The following is a 19,651-nucleotide window of genomic DNA, read 5'->3' as shown; positions in this document are numbered from 1 at the left end:
CCACATAAAAAAGCCGGCAAAGCAGCCGGCTCCTTTCATAGCATTAAGCTTTCAGCGAAAGCCGGTATAACGGCATCAACGTTTCAAACGTATGCTCCGCCATTCGAATAAATGCCTCGCCGTCCGTCAGCAACGGATCATCCGCCAGGATATGCCTCCCGATCAGCAGCTCGGCGCTTTTGACATCGCGGAAATCGGTTAATGCCTGTTTGAACTGACCTTCCGTCAAGTCGCCGACAACGACGGCGCTTTTTTGCATATGGTCGAACGAAAGCAGGTAGTCTTTCGGAATTTCCCGTTTCACCTTGCGCGCATTTTTAAGGAAAGCCTCGGCAATCGCAATTTTATTCGGCAGCTCGTAGATGAACGCCAGCCACAGGAATACATGGTCGTCGAATACTCCGATCTGGAAGTGCGGGTGCTGCTTGTACCCGCGCTTGTTGTTGCAGAAAGCCATCCACGTATCCTTGGGCGCGTTCACTTTGCGCCGGGCATGCCTTGCGATATGAACGAACATCTCGTTACCCGCCAAAGCGCCGAGCGGAGCAGCCAGCGCCTCGCCGAGTGCGCGGAATTTCGGCTGTATGCGACTCTGGATCGCCTCCATTCGGGGCTCAAGCCCATCGATCGAGAACGTTTCGAAATCATGCTGCGTAAATCCCGTAAAAGTCAAAGACATTAGTTAGCTACCCCCAGTTGATCATTGTGCCGATTGCTTCAAATAAAAAATAGCGATTTGCGTACGGTCCCGCAGACCGAGCTTGCTCAATATATCCGTTATATAGTTTTTCACCGTTCCTTCACTGAGAAACAGCTCCCCGGCAATTTCTTTATTCGACTTTCCATCGGCGATCAGGACGATGATCTGTTTCTCCGAAGGGGTCAAATTATATTCGTCGATCGACTTCCCGCCGGGATTGCCTGCCGTTGCTTGCGTTTGCGGGCGTGGCTGCAAAAGGGCTGCCAGCTTCCTGGCGACACCCGGATGGATCAGCAGGTCTCCTTGGTGGACCGTTTTAATCCCTTCGACGATCCGGTCGGGCGGAATATTTTTTAATAAATATCCGTTCGCTCCGTTTTGTATCGCTTCTACGATGTAATCGTCGTCGTCAAACGTAGTCAATATCAGCACCGCCGTTTGCGGGAATGAGGTTTTGACCAGCTTGGTGCCTTCCACGCCGTCGCATTCGGGCATGCGGATATCCATCAGAACAACGTCGACCGGTCCGTTACGCAGAAGAAATTCGTGCGCCTCCCGTCCGTGATGGCACGTTCCGGCAACTTCGAGGAGCGGGTTCATGTCGAAAATCAGCTTTAAGCTTTCGCGAATAAACGGGTCGTCATCGACGAGCAAAACGCGTATCATTCCATTCAGCTCCTTCCGTGGTGCGCAGATAAGGCAGTACCGTTGTGACCGCAAAGCGGCTTTCGTGAGCGATTTCAAGCCGGCCGCCGTGCAGCGCGACTCGCTCCTCCATGCCGCGCATCCCAAGTCCTTTACGAATATCGTGCTCCGGCACGGAACCGTTATTGCCAACCGTCAGTACGACGGAATCCCGTTCATAGGCAAGCGTAACCTCGACCTCGTCTGCGTTCCCGTGGCGGATCGCATTCGTGATCGCTTCCTGGGCATTGCGATACAGCACATATTCCATACTCGGGTACAATGGATGCGGGAGACCGCGAATATGATAAGCGACGGTGATTCCGCTATCGGTGCCGATCTCGCGAATCAGTTTGTCGAGCGAATAGCTGTTCACTTCCTGCTCGTCCGGCGCCATATTCCGTACGGTGGATCGCATCGTTTCCATACCTGCCGTAAGCTGGTCTCGAACTTGACCGAACAGATCCATCGCTTTATCCGGTTGTGTCGGATAAATATGCAAGCTTGCTTCCATCATCATCTTCATGCGGATTAACCGATGCCCCAGCTCGTCATGCAGCTCCTTGGATATTCGATTGCGTTCTTCGACTTGAGCCATTTGTTCGACCTTCTTGGCGTAATCGAACAGCCTCTGCCGATTTTCATCCAGCTCATAATGGTTGCGGCTTAATTCGTCATACAGCATCTCCATCTCTTGCTTGCGGAACGATGCCGAAGCCATCATGGCCAGGGAGGCGGCAAAAGCGAAGAATGCGATGTTGGCGACCAGAACCGCGAAAGGTGAATGGCCTGAAAGGGCGGCATTCATGAAAGCGGCGATCGGGAGAAGCATAAACGTTTTGAATCGGGCGGTTGCCCGCGATCCGTACAGCGACAACAATGTCGACTCGAACAAAAAAAATAAGATGCCTTCGAATCGGTAGGACAGGAAAGCAAAGTAGACGATCTCCACCCACACCGTCCGAGCGGCGGCAGAAAGCCACCTTTCGCGGATTTGCACGATGAAGACGGCCAGCAGAATATACAGTATGTATTCGGGCGTCGGTCCGGACGGCGTCAAGAACGCGTTCCCGACCGCGGGCACAACGACAAGAGAATACCGGATCCACTTCAGAAGCCCAGCCATGAGCACCTTCCCTTTGCACGATTGTGCTTCCCATTATAGCATTTAGGACTATCTTAGAACACTTTCGCCAGATAAAAAGAGAGAAATGACTTTCGTCACCTTTTTTCGTGACATAATTGACGTGCGGAGGGGAGGATAAGAGCTTACAATGTACTTATCACCTATACAAGTGGAGTGAATGGGAATGAGCTTTGTTCATGCAAGAGACGTCGTGAAACGATACGGAACGCATCTATCGGTCGATCATTTGAATCTATCGATCGAAGCGGGTGAAATATTCGGCTTGCTCGGTCCGAACGGAGCGGGCAAAAGTACGACGATCAAGCTGATGGCCGGGCTGCTTGGCATGGATAGAGGGGAAATCACGATCGACGGATATTCCGTCTCGGCACAACCGCTTGAGGTGAAGAGGCGGATCGGCCTCGTTCCGCAGGAATTGGCCATTTACGAATCATGTACCGCTGCGGAGAACGTAACCTTTTTCGCCCGGTTGTTCGGATTGCGTGGCAGTCTATTAACCGAAAGAGTTCAGGAGGCGCTTGAGTTCGTCGGCTTATCTGAACGCGCGAAAGAAAAGCCGAAGACATTTTCCGGCGGATTGAAGCGAAGACTGAACATCGCCTGCGCCATCATGCATCGTCCTAAGCTGATCATTATGGATGAACCGACTGTCGGCATCGACCCGCAGTCGAGAAATCATATTTTGGAGTCGGTCAAAAAACTGAATGCCATGGGCTCGACGATCATCTATACAAGCCATTATTTGGAAGAGGTAGAGGCGATCAGCACACGGGTCGGCATTATGGAACGCGGAAGATTGATCGTGACCGGTTCGAAGGAAGAGCTGCGAGAGAAGCTGAGCCGCGAGGAGAAGCTGGTCGTCAAAGTCAACCAAATCCCGAATGCGGCGCTGGACGAGCTTAGGCGGCATCCTCGCATCGCGGATGTCCGTGCTTTGGACAACGAGCTCGAACTGGTACTGCAGCCTTCGCAGATGGTGCTGCAAGATATTTTGTTCATACTGGCCAAGCACCAAGTCCATATTTATTCCCTTGTGCGCGAGGAGCCGAATCTGGAGTCCCTGTTCTTGTCTTTAACCGGACAATCATTGCGCGATTAAGGCAGGGAGGAGGAACCATCGAATGACGATCTTAACGGCCGCTCAATTCGAGCTGCGGCAAATTACCCAAAAGCCGTCCGTGTTTTTTTTGCTGTTCATTTTGCCCTTGTTGTTAATCTTCATATTGGGCAAATCGTTATCGATTGATTTTAAGCACGGGAACGAGGAACTGCCTCCCGTCAAAATTGGAATTTGGAGTCCAAATCAAAGCTCCGTGAGCCAATCGCTAGAGCATTATTTGAACCAACCGGATGTAGCACGGTTCATTCAGACGGTCACTCTGTCTTCCGAGGAGGAAATCGGCGAACGGCTCAAGGAAGGTAGTGTGATGTTCGGCATTTCGATTCCTGTGGCGGAGCCGCGCCGAAACGGACCGTGGGCGGAGCTTAAGCTGCATCCCGGACCAAGCGAAGAGTCGAATCTAACGGCGAAAGTTCTGATCGAACAATTTATTGCGCGAAACAACGAAGAACCTGCATACAAGGAAGCTGGAAATGGCGAGTGGAGCAAACCGGGCGAGAGGATCCGAGTCGAGCATATCACGCGTTCAGGAACGGAAGGTTCGGCGACGCAATATTTCTCGGCTGCTTATGTGATCATGTTTTTGTTGTTCTCTGGCATGTCCGCGTCGCTCGGCATCATATCGGAAAAGGAAAACAATACTTTCGCCCGCATTTGCGCGATGCCGGTGCTGCCTTGGCAATTTATTCTGGGCAAGCTGCTCGGCATATTCTGTTTCTGCACTTTCCAGGCGTTGTTTCTGATCGGGATGACCTCGATATTGTTCAACGTCTCTTGGGGAAGTTTCGGGTGGCTCGCGCTCATATGCACGCTTACGATCATTGCCGGGATGAGCCTTGGCTTTCTTGTCGCTCAGATAGTCAAAACAAGAAATACAGTGGAGTCCGTATTTACGATCATCGTTTTCGTCATGACTTTTTTCAGCGGCGGCATGGTGCCTAGCTTAAACGAGACAGTCCGATCGATCGGTTTATTTACGATCAATCACTGGGCTGCGGACAGTGTATTGCGGCTGATGCTGGGCGGGGACGCTTCTATCGTGCGAAGCAATACGCTCGTTCTTGGACTCATTGCCGCCGGCTTGCTGCTCCTAGCGTTAATCCGTTCTAGAAAGGCGGCGTTCTATGAATAGTTTCGTTATTGCTCGGCATATGTTCTTAAGAACGGTGGGCAACCGAAGAGCGGTCGCGTTCGTCATCTTGCTTCCTGTCGCCGTCATAGCGGCAATCGTCACGATTTTCGGTCAATCCGCTTCGTCCGCAATCCCGATCGGCTATGTCAACGCAGACAAGGGGCCGCTTCACGAGGACCTCATGGCGGAATTATCAAGCGGCAACGTATTTCGGCTTGTTCAGATGGATGATGAGGCCGTATTGAGAGAAAGCGTTTCGAAAGGCACGGTGAGTGCCGGCTTCGTTATTCCGGCCGATTATTCGGACGGAATTCGGCTCAATGGGGAGCAGCATGCCGTCATCGTCCTGGAAAACGGGAGCAGAGACGGCGCGTTGTTCGGTTATGTGTTGCTAGAAACCGCAAAGCGGATGGAGAACAAATTCTCTGCTGCCGTGCACAACCGTACCGACCGGCAACTACCGCAGGAAGAGGCGCTCGGTCAAAAGGATATTGAGCGGGAACCCCAGCCGGTTCTAACTGCTTCGACCGCCGCTTCAGGAATTCGGACGAACGCGCATTTTCAGCTCATTGTCGGCAGTTTGTTGTTATTCATCATGATCCTGACGAGCACTTCGATACACGTCATTATGGAGGACCGGGAGAATAAAACGATGACCCGGATCTACGCAACGCCGGTGAAGGACATCGAAGTGGTGCTCGGATATTGGATCGGCTGCTTGGCGCTCGGTACGGCGCAAATCGTGCTGTTCCTCGGATTGACGAGCATAGTCTTGCAATATGATTTCGGCCTGCCGGTGTACCAGCTGTTTATCATTCTGGAGTGCTTCCTGTTGTCCAGCATCGGGATGGGCAGCGCTGTCGGCGGACTCATAAAATCGAGGGAAAATTTGCGCTTTATCGGCATGAATGTGACGGTGATCACCTGCCTCGCGGGAGGCTGCTTCTGGCCGCTCAGCGCCGTGCCGGACTTTATGCGGCGGCTGGCCGATTTTATCCCGCAGAAGTGGGCGATCGATGCTGTAATTCGGCTGTCCTCCGGTGCCGGCATGAGAGATGTAGAAATGAACATCGGCATACTGCTGTTGTTTGCGGCGGTGCTGCTCATTTTCGGCACTTATCTTTTGAAGCCGGGCGAGTCGGAAGCGTTGTAAAGAAACGCTTAATTTTTCGAAAAAAATAGTCAAGAAACCAAGTTGCTAAAACATAAAATGGAGTATAAGATAAAGATGAGGGGGAATTGTCAGAACATTCTGTGAAATGAAGAGGATTCGGGAGGGGATTGCCGTGAACAAAAGCTATGAAGTTGAATATTGCAACCTGGAGTTACGTTTCGACCGCCGGCAAATCCAAAATTTCATCAAAGACTTGATCCAAGAAGGTTATTCCCTGTACTGGAGCGAGAACGATCTTCAATTCATCATTTCCATTCGGACGGGACGCAAGCTGGTGAAGCTGAAGTTCCAACGAATCCATAATCGTTATAAAATCGTTGGAGACTACTCGTTCCGGGACGAGAAGCTGGCGGATCTCATGGAGAAGCTGATCGGGGATACGCGCGGTCATGCAATCGTCAAGCGGTTTAAGGACCGGCAAATATTAGTCGAAAATATTATGTTCGGCGAAATCATTCGCCTTGTCGAGATTTGCGGTATGGAGCAAAAAGTACTGTTCCAGAAGGCGCCGGTTGTCACGACAGAGGAAATCGTTCAAGCCTTCAAGTCCAAACGGGCCGAGGAGCGCACTCATGTGCTGCGTCTGGAGATGGATTACGAATTAGCTTCTTTGCACGAAGCGATACAAGGCGAGGATGCAGCCGCGGCGGCGGCATGCAAGGAAAGGCTTACGGCGATCAGACAGGAGATGCTGCAGCTTGAAATGTAATGACGGTTAAAAAACACTTCGCGGAAACGGCGTCAGCCGAGAACGATGGAGTGTTTTTTGTTGTTGAGGCGATCGACTGAATCTAATTCATGCGTTGTGGTATGATCTATATTAGATGATTGAATACATGACCGCTTTAAAGCAGGAAGGAATTTCGAAATGGACAAGCTTTCGTACGTCGTTGCCATCGATATCGGGACGACAAGCACCAAGACGCTGATCGTTTCCTCGGACGGGCGGATCGCCGCTTCGCATGCGGTGGAATACCCGTTGTCGACGCCGCAGCCCGGTTATGCGGAGCAGGACCCGGAGCTTATTTGTTCGGCTGTTCTAGAAGGGATACGCGAAACCGTCAGGCAATCCGGCCTTGGTCAAGAAGACGTATCGTGCGTTTCGTTCAGCTCGGCCATGCATAGCTTGATTGCGTTCGATTCCGAAGGCGTTCCGCTAACGCCGATGATCACTTGGGCGGACAATCGGAGCTCGGAATATGCCGAGCGATTGCGTACCAGTGAGCTTGGACGGAAGCTATACCTGGAAACGGGAACGCCGATCCATCCGATGTCGCCGCTCACGAAGCTGCTATGGCTGAAGGACCATGCGCCAGACATCTACGCCCGTGCATCCATGTTCGCAGGCATCAAGGAGTATATGCTCGCGAAGCTGTTCGGGCGATGGGTATGCGATGTCTCCCTAGCTAGCGCGACCGGCATGCTGAGACTAGAAACTTTGCGCTGGCACGAAGATGCGCTCGCGCTCGCCGGCATCGCCGAGACGCAGCTGCCCGAGCCGGTGCCCGTGACGCATCGTCTCGTCGGCCTGCGTCAAGGCGATGCCGCTTCGCTTGGGCTTGACGCCGGGACGCCGTTTGTCGTCGGCGCCTCCGACGGAGCGCTCGCCAATCTCGGCGCGGGCGCCGTACGACCCGGCACGATCGCCGTGACGATCGGCACGAGCGGTGCCGTACGCGCGCTCGCATCGGAGCCGCTCGTCGATCCCGCCGCGCGGCTGTTCTGCTACGCGCTGCACGAGGGCGCGTGGCTCGTCGGCGGACCGCTGAACAACGGCGGCGTCGTGCTGCGCTGGGTGCGCGACGAGCTCGCGACGCTCGAAGCGGAGGAGGCCCGCCGCCGCGGCGAGAACCCGTACGACGCGCTGATGCGGCTTGCCGCCGAGGTGGAGCCCGGCGCGGACGGGCTGCTGTTCCTGCCGCTGCTGGCGGGGGAACGGGCGCCGTCGTGGAACGCGAGTGCGCGCGGCGTTTTTTTCGGCTTGACGCTGTCGCACGGCAAGAAGCAGATGATCCGCGCCGCGCTCGAAGGCGTCATGTTCCGCGTCCGCGCGGTGGCGGATGCGCTGCAGGAGCTGCACGGTCCGGCGCATGAAGTCATCGCCTCCGGCGGGTTTGCCCGTTCGCCGCTTTGGCGGCAAATGCTCGCCGACGTGCTCGGCTTGCCCGTAACGGTGCCGCCCACCGTCGAAAGCTCGGCGCTTGGCGCGGCCCAGCTTGGCTTCGTCGCCATGGGAGCCGCCCCCGGCTTCGAAGCGTTTGCGAGCTGGAACGCGGTCGACGGCAACGTCCTGGACGGTTCCGCCGCCGAATCCGAAACCGCTCGCGCATCCGTCTCCGGTTCCGATTCCGGCCCGGGCCGCGAAAAAACCGTACGCCACATGCCGAACATGGAGCATCATCGCCGGTATAACGAGCTGATTACGCTGTTTGAACGCATTTTCGACAAGCTTCAGGACGAATTCGCCGACATTGCTGCTTTTCAAACCCAAGGTAAAAGAGTAAAATAGGTATATTGTAGGTCTAAACATTACGATAAAGGATGGAAGAAATCGATGGCTAAACAACAAATCGGCGTGGTCGGCCTCGCGGTCATGGGGAAAAACCTCGCTTTAAACATCGAAAGCAGAGGCTTCACGGTATCGGTATACAACCGCTCTCCGGAAAAAACGCAAGATTTGATCCGCGAATCCGCAGGCAAAAACTTAACGGGTACATACTCCATTGAGGAGTTCGTTCAATCGCTCGAAACGCCTCGCAAAATCCTGATTATGGTTCAAGCCGGCAAAGCGACCGACGATACGATCAATCAGCTCGTTCCACATCTGACGGAAGGCGATATCCTGATCGACGGCGGCAATGCCTACTTCCCGGATACGCAGCGCCGCAGCAAAGAGCTTGAAGCGCTTGGGTTCCGTTTCATCGGCACGGGCGTTTCCGGCGGCGAAGAAGGCGCGCTGAAAGGGCCTTCCATCATGCCTGGCGGCCAAGAGAGCGCATATAAGCTGGTTGAGCCGATTCTTACAAGCATTTCCGCTAAAGTCGGCGAAGACGCATGCTGCACGTATATCGGTCCGGACGGTGCCGGTCATTACGTGAAGATGGTTCACAACGGCATCGAATACGGCGACATGCAGTTGATCTGCGAAGCGTATCATTTGCTGAAATCGGTATTGAACGTCAGCACGGAAGAGCTGCATGAAATATTCAAAGAGTGGAACAGCGGGGAACTCGACAGCTATTTGATCGAGATCACGACGGACATTTTCTCGAAGACCGATCCGGAAACCGGCAAACCGATGGTAGACGTCATTCTGGACGCGGCAGGACAAAAAGGAACGGGCAAATGGACAAGCCAAAGCGCCTTGGACCTTGGCGTTCCGCTTTCGATCATTACGGAGTCCGTGTTCTCGCGTTTCTTGTCGGCGATGAAGGAAGAGCGCGTCATGGCAAGCAAGCTGCTGCGCGGTCCGGAAACGCCTGCTTTTACGGGCGACCGCAAACAATTCATCGAAGCGGTTCGCAAGGCGTTGTTCGCGAGCAAAATTTGCTCCTATGCACAGGGCTTCGCACAAATGCGCGCCGCTTCCGAGGAATACGGCTGGAATTTGCGCTACGGCGATATCGCGATGATTTTCCGCGGCGGCTGCATCATTCGCGCCCGTTTCCTGCAGAACATCAAAGATGCGTACGATCGCGATCCGGCTCTGAAAAATTTGCTGCTGGACACGTACTTCAAAGGGATCGTCGAAAATTATCAAGACGCTTGGAGAACGGTCGTGCAGACGGCAGTCGCTTACGGCGTACCGGTACCGGGATTCGCAAGCGCGCTTTCGTATTACGACAGCTATCGCACGGAGCGCCTGCCGGCTAACTTGCTGCAAGCACAGCGCGACTACTTCGGCGCGCATACGTTCAAACGCGTAGACAAAGAAGGAACGTTCCACTTCAATTGGATGGACAATTAAGAAGAAGGCGGGAGCAAGCCATGTGCGGCCTCGTACAGCCATGTGCGCAAACGCTCGGTTTCCCCATAGCTGCCGCGATGAATAAGAAGCATGGCGATTTCCGCGAAGGAATGGAAATTATTTAACAATCGTGGCTGAGATAGATCCAATAATGCCGGGTCTTTATCAGCCACCTTTTTTTTAATAAATTCCAGCACCCAGACGATATCGTCTTTGCAGAGCGGATGTGCCGGATCAAGGATACGCTCCAATCGAGCGGCAGTCGGATTCGGTGTAGCACCGGGCGTGCGCGAGGGTTTGGGTACCACGGGCTGCATCGTTTTCAGCTCCTTCGTCTACCAAAATATCAATTGCATTATCATCTTTACGACAAAACTTATATTTTTATACATGGAACGGAAATTAGCAGATCTGTGAGGTGAGCCGGATGAATCCGAAGCGGAACAACATCGTATTGATCGGATTTATGGGAACGGGCAAATCGACGGTAAGCCGGGTGCTCGCCGAACGGCTCGGGTGGCAATCCATCGATACCGATGCGGAAATCGAGCGGCAAGAAGGCAGGACAATTGCTGAAATGTTTGCTGCAGATGGTGAAGCGTATTTTCGAAATATCGAAACCCGTGTCATTGCCGAAGTGATGTCCGGCAAAGATCAAGTCGTTTCGACCGGTGGCGGCGCCGTCTTGGCGGAGCCGAACCGGCAGGCGATGCTTGCCGGCGGCTGCGTCGTGGCGCTTACGGCCGATCCGGACGTTATAATCGAACGGGTGCGCAGAGACGAGAAGCGGCCGCTGCTTCAAGGTGACGTCAGCGAGCGGGTTCATACGCTGCTGGCGAACCGCATAACGGCATATGACTTCGCCGATATAAAAATAGATACCTCCCAATTGACTGTAGAAGCCATTGTCGGTATCATTTTGGAGCGGTACCGCGAAGAAGCTACGCTTCGTTAGCCCATTCGAGCATACCGCCGGTCATATTTTTCAAGCCTTCGAAACCGATGGACTGCAAATAATCGCATGCTTTGCCGCTGCGTCCGCCGCTCCGGCATACGAGAATAATTTCGCCGCTGCGCGGAATTTCCTGGTGACGCTGCGGGATTTGTCCGAGCGGGATATGCTTTGCGCCCGGGATCATACCTTGCGCGACTTCGTCATCCTCGCGGACGTCGATCAGGTTCAATGTTTCTCCATTCGCGATGCGTCGCTTGATCTCCGCAGGAGTAATGGTGCCGACTGTATTCATGAAGCGCCTCCAACCTGTTATAAGTGAATTCATTATTATCTTAAAAGTTATTTCTGAAGGTGTCAACGCAGCGAAGACTGCGCTGTCCCAAGGAGATACAACGGTCAGGAAAGAGGCGTGTTTATGGTTTATTGGGTAGTCGGCGCTGCCGGCATATTCGGTGCGATAAGCAGATTTTTGCTAGGCGACGCCGTACATCGCTTATGGGGCGGGGCTTTTCCGTACGGCACGCTGCTCATTAATTTGCTGGGAAGCTTGCTGCTAGGCGCTTTGCTCCAATATGCCGTACTCCGTTCGCTTTCCCATTTGGTGAAGGAAGCGATCGGAACCGGATTTATCGGTTCATTTACGACATTTTCGGCGTTCAGCGCGGAGTCGATGGGATTGCTGCGGCAGCACCATTATGTAGCCGCGATCTGCTATATCATGCTGAGCTTATGGGGCGGATGGCTCATGGCATGGGCAGGAGACGGGATCGTCAGGCTCGCTGCATCGCGGATGCATAAGGCGGGAGGCGACCCGACGTGAACGAGTCGCTGTATAGCATGAACTTATGGGATCAAGCCATTCGGCTGGCCGCAATCGGCTTGGGAGGCGCGCTCGGGGCGGTATGCCGTTACGGTATCGGACGCATGTTCGCAGCACGTTATTCCGGACCTTTTCCGCTTGGCACATTGCTGATCAACCTTTCCGGTTCGCTGATCCTTGGCTGGCTGCTCGGCGCGGGATTCGGCGGCGGAGCCGATCCTTACGATCCGTTCTACTTATTGTGCGGGACGGGGTTTCTCGGCGGTTTTACGACATTTTCTACCTTGAACGTACAAGTAGTCCAGCTTGCCCGCAGCAAGGAACGGCGACGACTAACGCTGTATCTGGGTGCGTCCTATACGCTCGGCATCGGCTTGGCATTTGCCGGGTACGGGTTGGGGCAATGGACAATGACATCATAATATTTGAAGGAGAGCGATACGAATGGATATGATCGTTACACCAACGGCCGAGCTAAAAGGGGAAATCAATGCGTTATCCTCGAAAAACTACACGACGCGATACTTGCTCGTTGCCGCTTTAGCGGAAGGGACAAGCACGATTTATTATCCCGCGCACAGCGAGGATAGTGATGCGATGCGCCGCTGTATCCGCGATTTGGGCGCCGTCATCGAAGAAGATGAAGAAAAAATCGTCATTACCGGCTTCGGCCGAAATCCGAAACACGCGAGCGAATTGAATGTGGGCAATGCCGGGGCCGTACTTCGTTTCTTGATGTCGGTGGCAGCATTTTGCCCTGAATTGACTTTCGTGAACACCTATCCGGAGTCGCTTGGCAAACGCCCGCATGACGACTTGATCGAATCGCTCTCGCAAATGAATGTATCCGTCGATCACAATAATGGCAAACTGCCGATCACGATTCGCGGCGGCAATCCGAAGGGCGGCAAAATTACGGTTTCCGGCAATGTCAGCTCGCAGTTTCTGAGCTCTCTGTTGTTCGTAACGCCATTGCTTGATGAAGACAGCGAAATCGAAGTGCTGCATGACCTGAAATCGAAGGTCGTCGTCGGCCAAACGCTCGAGGTCATGGAACAAGCGGGTATTATTGTTCACGCGAGCGAGGATTACATGCATTTAAAAGTGCCGGGAAGGCAAAAATATGCCGCGAAAGAGTATATCGTGCAAGGGGATTACCCGGGCTCTGCGGCGGTGCTTGCCGCTGCGGCCGTCACGCAATCCGACGTACGCTTGCTGCGGCTGATGGAGAACAGCAAACAGGGCGAGCGGGCGATCGTGGATGTGCTGCGCACGATGGGGGTTCCGCTCACGCATGAGAATAACGTTGTTCACGTTCGCGGCAACGGGAAGCTGAAGGCGCTTGAATTCGACGGCGACGCGGCGACGGACGCGGTGCTGGCGATGGTTGCGGCAGCGGTATTTGCCGAAGGCACTTCGCGCTTCTATAACGTAGAAAATTTGCGGTATAAAGAATGCGACCGGATTACCGACTATTTGAACGAGCTCCGTAAGGCGGGAGCCCATGTTGAAGAACGGCGCAGCGAAATTATCGTCCATGGCCGTCCGGAAGGCGTGGAGGGCGGCGTCGAAATCGACGCGCATTACGATCACCGCGTCATTATGGCATTGACGGTCGTCGGATTGCGGGCGAAGCAGCCGATTCGGATCCGGGACGCCCACCATGTCGCCAAGTCGTACCCGATTTATTTTGACCATCTCAAAGCGTTGGGCGCACAGGTGGAATGGGTTGAGTCCAAAGCTTAATCGTACGCAATGATCAATATAGAGGAGGCTTGCAGGATGACTTTTGAAAACCCGTCGAGGGATGAAATCAAACAATTGCTCCTGAACGCGCAAACGATCGCCGTCGTCGGATTGTCCGATAATCCGGAGCGCGTTTCGCATATGGTGTCCGAAGCGATGCAGAAGAAGGGATACCGGATCATTCCGGTGAATCCGAATGCGGAGCAAATTTTAGGCGAAAAAAGCTATGCTTCCTTAAAGGACATTCCGGAGAAGGTGGATGTCGTCAACGTATTCCGCCGCAGCGAGCACGTCGTCCCGTTCGCCGAGGAAGCCGTTGAAATCGGAGCAAAAGTATTCTGGCTGCAGCTTGGGATCGCGAATGAGGAAGCGGCCGATATTGCACGGCAAGGCGGCCTTACTGTCGTGATGGACCGCTGCATTAAAGTAGAAGACTCGATTCTGCTGCCGCATGGCAAAACGAATGCGTGATCGGCTCTCCCTCCGGCAGGCGCTGCGCGTATACCTCGTCATGGGGCTGGGCGACGGCGAAGCGCCTGCTCTCGAGATCGCAAAGCTTGCGATCGAAGGCGGCGTGACGATGATCCAGCTGCGCGAGAAGAAGGCGCCGCTGCACCGGGTACTCTCCGAAGGGCGGGCCCTTCGGGAGTTATGCCGGGAACGCGGCGTGCCGTTTCTCGTCAACGACCGCGTCGATGTAGCCATGCTGCTTGAAGCCGACGGCGTTCATGTCGGTCAGGACGATATCCCCTACGCGGATGCGCGCCGATTGCTCGGCGACGAAGCGATTATCGGCGTATCGGCCGGCACGCCGGAAGAAGCGGCCAAGGCGATAGACGACGGAGCCGACTATCTCGGCGTCGGAGCGGTTTACGCTACCGGCACGAAAGCCGATGCGGGAGCGCCGATCGGAACGGAGCTTATTCGCAGCATCCGCAGCAAGTCCGCAATCCCTATCGTTGGGATCGGCGGAATTACGGCGGACAATGCAATGAACGTGATCGATGCGGGTGCCGACGGCATAGCCGTCGTGTCTGCGATTACGCGCGCAGCCGATCCGCTCCAGGCGGCCTCCGCGCTGCGCCGTATCGCGGACGGCAGAAGCTAGACCCAGCAGTATCCAACATAAAAACAAACTCCTCAAGAGACAATAAGAAAGGCTTCAGGATCGAGACAATGCATGTTTCAGTGCGTCCATCGGGGCGTATCCGGAGCGGGCGGGATCGGCCATGAAGACTTTCATCTTTTGAGGAGGCACTCCCTTGTATCAACAATCCTTTCATACTGCGAACTATCGCGGCAACCAACCTGGACATGACAACTACCTTCGTTCGGATTCCAATCAACCGCAACAACATTTCGGCGGTTCGCAAGTAACTTCGCAATATCGCGGACCACAACGCGCTTATCAGCCTGTCGGTTACGTGCAATCCGCATACGACCAAAGCCAGCAATCCCGGAACCAGTCGTTTGGCCAAACGAGCGGTTACTCTTCTTTCAGCCCAAGCCAATTTGCTCAGTCGCAAAGCTTCGCTTCTTCCGGCTACAGCCAGTCTTCGCAATATGCGAACCCACAATCGTTCCATACGGCGAACTATCGCGGCAACCAAGCTGGACATGACCAATACCTCCGTTCGGACGCAAGCCAACCTAGCAGCTTCGGCACTAGCGTAGCCCAGTCCGTCAATGCTTTCAACGCAGGGTATCGTACGAGCACATTTAACCGATTCTAAGCCAAAACACGCAGCGGGCATTTATGTTCGCTGCGTGTTTTACTCCAGCGCCCAATCGACAAATGAAGCGGAGGTATACCGATGCAGAACTCACCCGCGAATCAAACGACGTCAAACCGTAACGTATTGACCGATAAGGAATTGCATTACATCAAAGACTTTTTGTCGTGGGAGCTTCTCGCGATGAAAAAATGCAGCGAGGCGGCTTCGCGCTGCACCGACCTTCAAATTCAAAACACGATCAAGGAAGCCGGCCGCAAGCACCAGCAGCATTACGATACGCTGCTGTCCCATTTGCAAACCACCGTTACGTTATAAGCCGCTCCCATTTCGTCAAGGAGGATGAACGCATGCCGGTTACTCTGGAAATGCCGCAGACGGGCCAGCTTCCGCAAGTGAAGGGGCCGGAAATGAACGAACGCGACTGGATCAACGATATTTTGTCGATGGAAAAAAGCATGACGAACGGGTATAACGTAGGTCTGAACGAAATGCAAAATCCGAAGCTTCATCAGGATGTGCAAAATATTTTGATCGACCTTCACGGCGAGCAGTATAAGCTGTTCGACGTCATGTTTTCCAAAGGCTGGTATAAGATGAAAACGGCCGAAGCCCAGGAAATCAGCCAAACGGCAACTCAATTTTCCAATTATAAAACCCAATTTCCCAAGCTTTAATTCATATCGGATGATCGGCCGATCAGGCACCCTCTGAATGCAGGGGGTGTTTCGTTTTTGTTTAATCCTTTTGACAAATGGGCGGATAAGCTTTACCATCGTATCATAAGATCAGCACGCTGATTGATTTCTAATCTCCGCAGTCACGGTAAGGAGGAGTAAGGTTTGAACTTAATGGGAAACCTGCAGCAATTAGGCAGGGCGCTCATGCTGCCGATGGTGACGCTTCCGGCTGCGGCAATCTTGATCAGCCTCGGCTCTTTACCATGGAACCAGACCGGATTTGGCGACTTTGGCGATTTGTTAGTCCATGCAGGCGATACGATTTTTACATATTTGCCGTTTATTTTCGCCGTAGGCGTCGCGCTGGGACTGACGAACAATTCGGGAACCGCCGGTATGGCAGCATTTGTCGGTTTTTTGATTTTTCAATTTTCAATCGAGCGTTATGCAGGTTCCGAATTTCAACCCGGCGTACCCGGCGGAATCGTCATCGGAATCATGGCAGCGTTATCCTATTATCGCTTCAAAGATATAAAACTGCCGGAATATATTCAATTTTTCGGCGGGCCGCGGTTTGTCCCTTTGTTTATGAGCTTTGCGGCGGTATTGTTCGCCGGCATTTTGATTTCGGTCGGGCCTTATTTGCAGCACGCCTTGGAATCCATCAGCGCATGGCTGCTCGGACTCGGCGGATTCGGCGCTTTCCTGTACGGCATGCTGCACCGGCTGCTCGTTGCTTTCGGACTGCACCATATTTTGAACAACTTCATGTGGTTTCAAGTCGGCACGTATCATGGCGCGAACGGCCAAGTGATTTACGGCGATTTGCCGCGGTTTTTCGCGGGAGATCCTAACGCGGGCATTTATATGGCGGGCTTGTACCCGACGATGATGTTCGCCATTCCGGCCATTGCGCTGGCGATTATCCAAGAGGCTCGCGAGGACCTGAAGCCGAAAATTCGGGCGACGTTTCTGACGGCGGCGCTCGCTTCGTTTCTGACCGGCGTGACGGAGCCGATCGAATTTGCATTTTTGTTCGTAGCCCCTTATTTGTTCGTTGTTCACGCGGTATTGTCGGGACTATCGATGTGGATTGCGCAGGCGCTTGACATTCACCACGGGTTTTCGTTTTCAGCCGGCGCGATCGATTTTATTATTAACGCCCATTTGTCCAAAAACGGTTATTTGCTGATCCCGATTGGGATTGCCTACGGAATCGTTTATTATTTCATGTTCCGCTGGGCAATTCGGCGGTATCGCATCCCGACACCGGGCCGGGAAGAAGGTTCATCGCTCGACGATTGGGCGGGAGACATTCCTTATCGTTCGCCGCTCATCTTGCAGGCGCTTGGCGGCAAAGAGAACATCAAGACGATGGAAGCGTGCATAACCAGGCTGCGGCTGACTCTTGTCAACGACAAAAGGCTCGATATCAACGCCCTGCGCAATCTTGGCGCAGCCGGCGTCATTCGGCTCGGCGGGGGCAATGTTCAAGTCGTATTCGGCACGTTCTCCGAACTCATACGCGAGGAGATCATGAAAGTGGTGCGTAGGGACGTAAAACAAGTGTTATTCAGCTCGCCGGTGCAAGGACGGATGATTCCGCTTGAGGATGTGCCGGATCAGATATTCGCGGGCAAGCTGGTCGGCAACGGGGTTGCGTTCATGCCCGACAAAGGCGAGCTCGTTTCGCCGGTTGCCGGCAAAGTCATGCATATTTATCCGACGCTTCACGCCGTGGGGATCGCAACCGCCGAAGGGCTTGAAGTACTGCTGCATATCGGCATCGACACGTCGCATCTGAAAGGCAAATGGTTTACTTCGCACATTCAGGTCGGCGATGAGGTGAAGGCGGGACAATTGCTGATTCGTTTCGATTTGGCCAATGTCCGCAAAAATTGCAAGTCGATGGCTACGCCGATGGTCATTACGAATCCGGATAAAGTAAAATCGTGGAGCTTCGCCCCTTATAAAGCGGTGAAAAAAGGCCAGGCGTCGGTCATGTCCGTCGTCATGAAGGAGAACGCGGTCGAAGGGGGAGAACATCATGGTTAACGGCATCGGCGCTTCGGCGGGAATCGCCATCGGCAAGGCATTCGTTCTGCCGCATTGGGAGTGGGAGCTTCCCGATCAGCGCATCGACGTCACTGACATGGCTATGGAATTCGAACGGCTGTACGAGGGAGTTCGTACTTCCAAAAACGAGCTGGAATTTATTAAGAAGGAAATTTCCGATCTAGTCGGCTACGAAGAATCGAATATATTTGACGCTCATCTCGCTATATTGGAAGACCCGGTGTTCATGAACGAGATTCAAGGTATCATTCAGCGGCAATATAAGGCCGCGGAGGTTGCCGTGAAGGAAGTCATCGATCATTTTGTCACGATGTTCGATCTATTGGATGACGACTATATGAAGGAACGCGCGCTTGATATCAAGGATGTCGGAAACCGGCTGCTCAAGCATCTGCTCGGCGCACCGGAAGTAACGCTTCCATCCGATACGCAGCCATATATTCTGGTTGCCAAGGAGCTGTCGCCGTCCCAACTGGCGCATTTGAACCCTACCAATGTGCTCGGCATCGTCACGATGATGGGGGGCAAAACCTCGCACTCCGCGATCATGGCGCGTGCGATGGGCATTCCTTTTGTGCTTGGGTTGGAAGGCAAACTGGACAATCCGATTCAGACGGGAGATTTTCTTGTCGTCGACGGCGAGGAAGGCATCGTTCATATTAACCCGGAGGAAGAGACCGTACAGCAATACGTGAACCGTCAGGCAAGGCTGCGCGAATGGAACAGCCGGCTGCAGACGCTGATCTCCGTTCCGGCCCGGACCGCTGACGGCTTCGAAGTGCACTTGGATGCCAATATCAGCTCCGTGAAGGATCTGGAGCTGGCGTTGCAGTATAATGCCGCGGGCGTCGGTTTGTTCCGTACCGAATTTTTGTATATGGACCGCGATACGTTTCCGAAGGAAGACGAACAGTATGAAGTTTACCGTTCCGCCGCCGAGAAGCTTGAAGGCCGACCTTTGATTATTCGTACGCTGGATATCGGGGGAGACAAGGAATTGGATTATTTTCCGCTGCCGGAATCGGAAAATCCGGTGCTCGGCTATCGTTCGATCCGGATCAGCCTCGACCGCAAGGAAATGTTCAAAACCCAATTGAAGGCGATTTTGCGGGCGAGCCATCACGGCAACGTCAAAGTGATGTATCCGATGATTTCCTCGCTTGATGAAATTCGCGGCGCGAACGCATTGCTTGAGCAGGCGAAACAGGAACTGACCGCTCAAGGAAAGCCGTACAATGAAAAGATCGAGGTCGGCATTATGATCGAGGTGCCCGCCGCCGTTGTCATCGCCGATTATTTGGCGGAGGAAGTCGACTTCTTCAGCATCGGCACCAACGACCTTGTCCAATATGTGCTGGCGGTTGACCGGATGAACGAGCAAATTGCACATTTGTACGATCCGTTTCATCCGGCGGTTTTGCGCATGCTGAAGGCGACGGTTGATGCGGCGAAGCGCCAAGGCATCCATGTCGGCGTATGCGGCGAAATGGCCGGCGACGTTAAAGCCGTACCGATCTGGCTCGGGCTTGGCGTTCAGGATTTGAGCATGTCGGTGCAATCGATGCTGCCGGTCAAAAACCGGATCTTGGAAAGCGATGCGGACGTTTGCAAGCAGCTTGTCGAGCAGGTGCTCGCTTGCCGGACGAGCGAACAAATCGGCAAGCTGCTGGGCGATTTTTCGGAGCGGCATTTTTCGAAAGCGAATTGAAACAGACAA

General features: G+C 53.8%; 22 protein-coding genes. 17 read left to right on the top strand and 5 right to left on the bottom strand.

Features of this window, described 5'->3' with window-relative positions; translation table 11 throughout:
* Window positions 1-43: 43 nt before the first annotated feature.
* From AC0LWM_RS08310 to AC0LWM_RS08300, 3 genes are read right to left on the bottom strand one after another with little or no spacing between them, the layout of a single operon-like run.
* On the bottom strand, window positions 44-673 hold the full coding sequence (locus tag AC0LWM_RS08310) for a YktB family protein (RefSeq protein ID WP_474674549.1): 630 nt from the start codon (window positions 671-673) through the stop codon (window positions 44-46).
* A 27-nt stretch (window positions 674-700) separates the two neighbouring features.
* Window positions 701-1,366 carry a response regulator gene (locus AC0LWM_RS08305; RefSeq protein WP_474674441.1) on the bottom strand — a complete coding sequence of 222 codons (666 nt, stop codon included), beginning with the start codon at window positions 1,364-1,366 and terminating at the stop codon, window positions 701-703.
* On the bottom strand, window positions 1,341-2,510 hold the full coding sequence (locus AC0LWM_RS08300) for a sensor histidine kinase (RefSeq protein ID WP_474674440.1): 1,170 nt from the start codon (window positions 2,508-2,510) through the stop codon (window positions 1,341-1,343). Before AC0LWM_RS08300 ends, AC0LWM_RS08305 begins: the two co-directional genes overlap by 26 nt.
* 184 nt (window positions 2,511-2,694) lie before the next feature.
* Between AC0LWM_RS08300 and AC0LWM_RS08295 the strand changes: the two genes are divergently transcribed.
* The 6 genes from AC0LWM_RS08295 to gndA all read left to right on the top strand — a co-directional run bounded on the left by AC0LWM_RS08295 (window position 2,695) and on the right by gndA (window position 9,924).
* Window positions 2,695-3,630 carry an ABC transporter ATP-binding protein gene (locus tag AC0LWM_RS08295; protein WP_474674439.1) on the top strand — a complete coding sequence of 312 codons (936 nt, stop codon included), beginning with the start codon at window positions 2,695-2,697 and terminating at the stop codon, window positions 3,628-3,630.
* 22 nt (window positions 3,631-3,652) lie between these two features.
* A complete protein-coding gene (locus AC0LWM_RS08290) occupies window positions 3,653-4,783 on the top strand; it encodes an ABC transporter permease (protein ID WP_474674438.1) in 1,131 nt (376 codons plus the stop codon).
* The gene (locus AC0LWM_RS08285; RefSeq protein WP_474674437.1) at window positions 4,776-5,936 is read left to right on the top strand and encodes an ABC transporter permease; all 1,161 of its coding nucleotides are present in this window, start codon (window positions 4,776-4,778) and stop codon (window positions 5,934-5,936) included. The genes AC0LWM_RS08290 and AC0LWM_RS08285 overlap by 8 nt, the downstream gene beginning before the upstream one ends.
* A gap of 133 nt (window positions 5,937-6,069) precedes the next feature.
* Window positions 6,070-6,666, top strand: coding sequence for a hypothetical protein (locus AC0LWM_RS08280; protein WP_474674436.1), 597 nt, complete (start codon window positions 6,070-6,072; stop codon window positions 6,664-6,666).
* Between the two features lie 159 nt (window positions 6,667-6,825).
* Window positions 6,826-8,466: a gluconokinase gene (locus AC0LWM_RS08275; RefSeq protein ID WP_474674435.1), complete on the top strand. Its 1,641-nt coding sequence runs from the start codon at window positions 6,826-6,828 to the stop codon at window positions 8,464-8,466.
* 45 nt (window positions 8,467-8,511) lie between these two features.
* Window positions 8,512-9,924, top strand: coding sequence for an NADP-dependent phosphogluconate dehydrogenase (gene gndA / locus AC0LWM_RS08270; RefSeq protein ID WP_474674434.1), 1,413 nt, complete (start codon window positions 8,512-8,514; stop codon window positions 9,922-9,924).
* On the opposite strand, the gene AC0LWM_RS08265 is transcribed toward gndA, so the two are convergent.
* A complete protein-coding gene (locus AC0LWM_RS08265) occupies window positions 9,921-10,241 on the bottom strand; it encodes a hypothetical protein (protein ID WP_474674433.1) in 321 nt (106 codons plus the stop codon). The two genes, gndA and AC0LWM_RS08265, sit on opposite strands and share 4 nt — an antisense overlap.
* Window positions 10,242-10,351: 110 nt before the next feature.
* Here AC0LWM_RS08265 and AC0LWM_RS08260 point away from each other — a divergent pair, with 110 nt between their 5' ends.
* Window positions 10,352-10,879, top strand: a complete 528-nt coding sequence (locus AC0LWM_RS08260) for a shikimate kinase (RefSeq protein WP_474674432.1) — start codon at window positions 10,352-10,354, stop codon at window positions 10,877-10,879.
* Here the strand turns inward: AC0LWM_RS08260 and AC0LWM_RS08255 are convergent.
* On the bottom strand, window positions 10,866-11,171 hold the full coding sequence (locus AC0LWM_RS08255; RefSeq protein WP_474674431.1) for a rhodanese-like domain-containing protein: 306 nt from the start codon (window positions 11,169-11,171) through the stop codon (window positions 10,866-10,868). The two genes, AC0LWM_RS08260 and AC0LWM_RS08255, sit on opposite strands and share 14 nt — an antisense overlap.
* A 123-nt stretch (window positions 11,172-11,294) precedes the next feature.
* Between AC0LWM_RS08255 and crcB the strand changes: the two genes are divergently transcribed.
* The 10 genes from crcB (at window position 11,295) to ptsP (ending at window position 19,642) form a co-directional block, all read left to right on the top strand.
* Window positions 11,295-11,699 carry a fluoride efflux transporter CrcB gene (crcB, locus tag AC0LWM_RS08250; RefSeq protein WP_474674430.1) on the top strand — a complete coding sequence of 135 codons (405 nt, stop codon included), beginning with the start codon at window positions 11,295-11,297 and terminating at the stop codon, window positions 11,697-11,699.
* Window positions 11,696-12,121: a fluoride efflux transporter FluC gene (locus AC0LWM_RS08245; RefSeq protein WP_474674429.1), complete on the top strand. Its 426-nt coding sequence runs from the start codon at window positions 11,696-11,698 to the stop codon at window positions 12,119-12,121. Before crcB ends, AC0LWM_RS08245 begins: the two co-directional genes overlap by 4 nt.
* 22 nt (window positions 12,122-12,143) lie before the next feature.
* Window positions 12,144-13,445 carry a 3-phosphoshikimate 1-carboxyvinyltransferase gene (aroA, locus tag AC0LWM_RS08240; protein WP_474674428.1) on the top strand — a complete coding sequence of 434 codons (1,302 nt, stop codon included), beginning with the start codon at window positions 12,144-12,146 and terminating at the stop codon, window positions 13,443-13,445.
* A gap of 36 nt (window positions 13,446-13,481) precedes the next feature.
* Window positions 13,482-13,916 (top strand): CoA-binding protein, encoded by a 435-nt coding sequence (locus AC0LWM_RS08235; protein ID WP_474674427.1) that lies wholly within the window; start codon window positions 13,482-13,484, stop codon window positions 13,914-13,916.
* Window positions 13,897-14,553 carry a thiamine phosphate synthase gene (gene thiE / locus AC0LWM_RS08230; protein WP_474674426.1) on the top strand — a complete coding sequence of 219 codons (657 nt, stop codon included), beginning with the start codon at window positions 13,897-13,899 and terminating at the stop codon, window positions 14,551-14,553. The genes AC0LWM_RS08235 and thiE overlap by 20 nt, the downstream gene beginning before the upstream one ends.
* Before the next feature lie 154 nt (window positions 14,554-14,707).
* On the top strand, window positions 14,708-15,178 hold the full coding sequence (locus AC0LWM_RS08225; protein ID WP_474674425.1) for a hypothetical protein: 471 nt from the start codon (window positions 14,708-14,710) through the stop codon (window positions 15,176-15,178).
* Between the two features lie 81 nt (window positions 15,179-15,259).
* Window positions 15,260-15,496, top strand: coding sequence for a hypothetical protein (locus AC0LWM_RS08220; protein ID WP_474674424.1), 237 nt, complete (start codon window positions 15,260-15,262; stop codon window positions 15,494-15,496).
* A gap of 32 nt (window positions 15,497-15,528) precedes the next feature.
* Window positions 15,529-15,855: a spore coat protein gene (locus tag AC0LWM_RS08215; RefSeq protein ID WP_474674423.1), complete on the top strand. Its 327-nt coding sequence runs from the start codon at window positions 15,529-15,531 to the stop codon at window positions 15,853-15,855.
* A 165-nt stretch (window positions 15,856-16,020) separates the two neighbouring features.
* Window positions 16,021-17,913, top strand: a complete 1,893-nt coding sequence (locus AC0LWM_RS08210) for a glucose PTS transporter subunit IIA (RefSeq protein ID WP_474674422.1) — start codon at window positions 16,021-16,023, stop codon at window positions 17,911-17,913.
* Entirely contained in the window at window positions 17,906-19,642 is a 1,737-nt protein-coding gene (gene ptsP, locus AC0LWM_RS08205; RefSeq protein WP_474674421.1) for a phosphoenolpyruvate--protein phosphotransferase, read from the top strand. Before AC0LWM_RS08210 ends, ptsP begins: the two co-directional genes overlap by 8 nt.
* The last annotated feature ends 9 nt before the right edge of the window (window positions 19,643-19,651 follow it).

The sequence above is a fragment of the Paenibacillus sp. sgz302148 genome, assembly GCF_056120465.1.
This window is presented reverse-complemented; position numbering and strand designations above follow the sequence as displayed.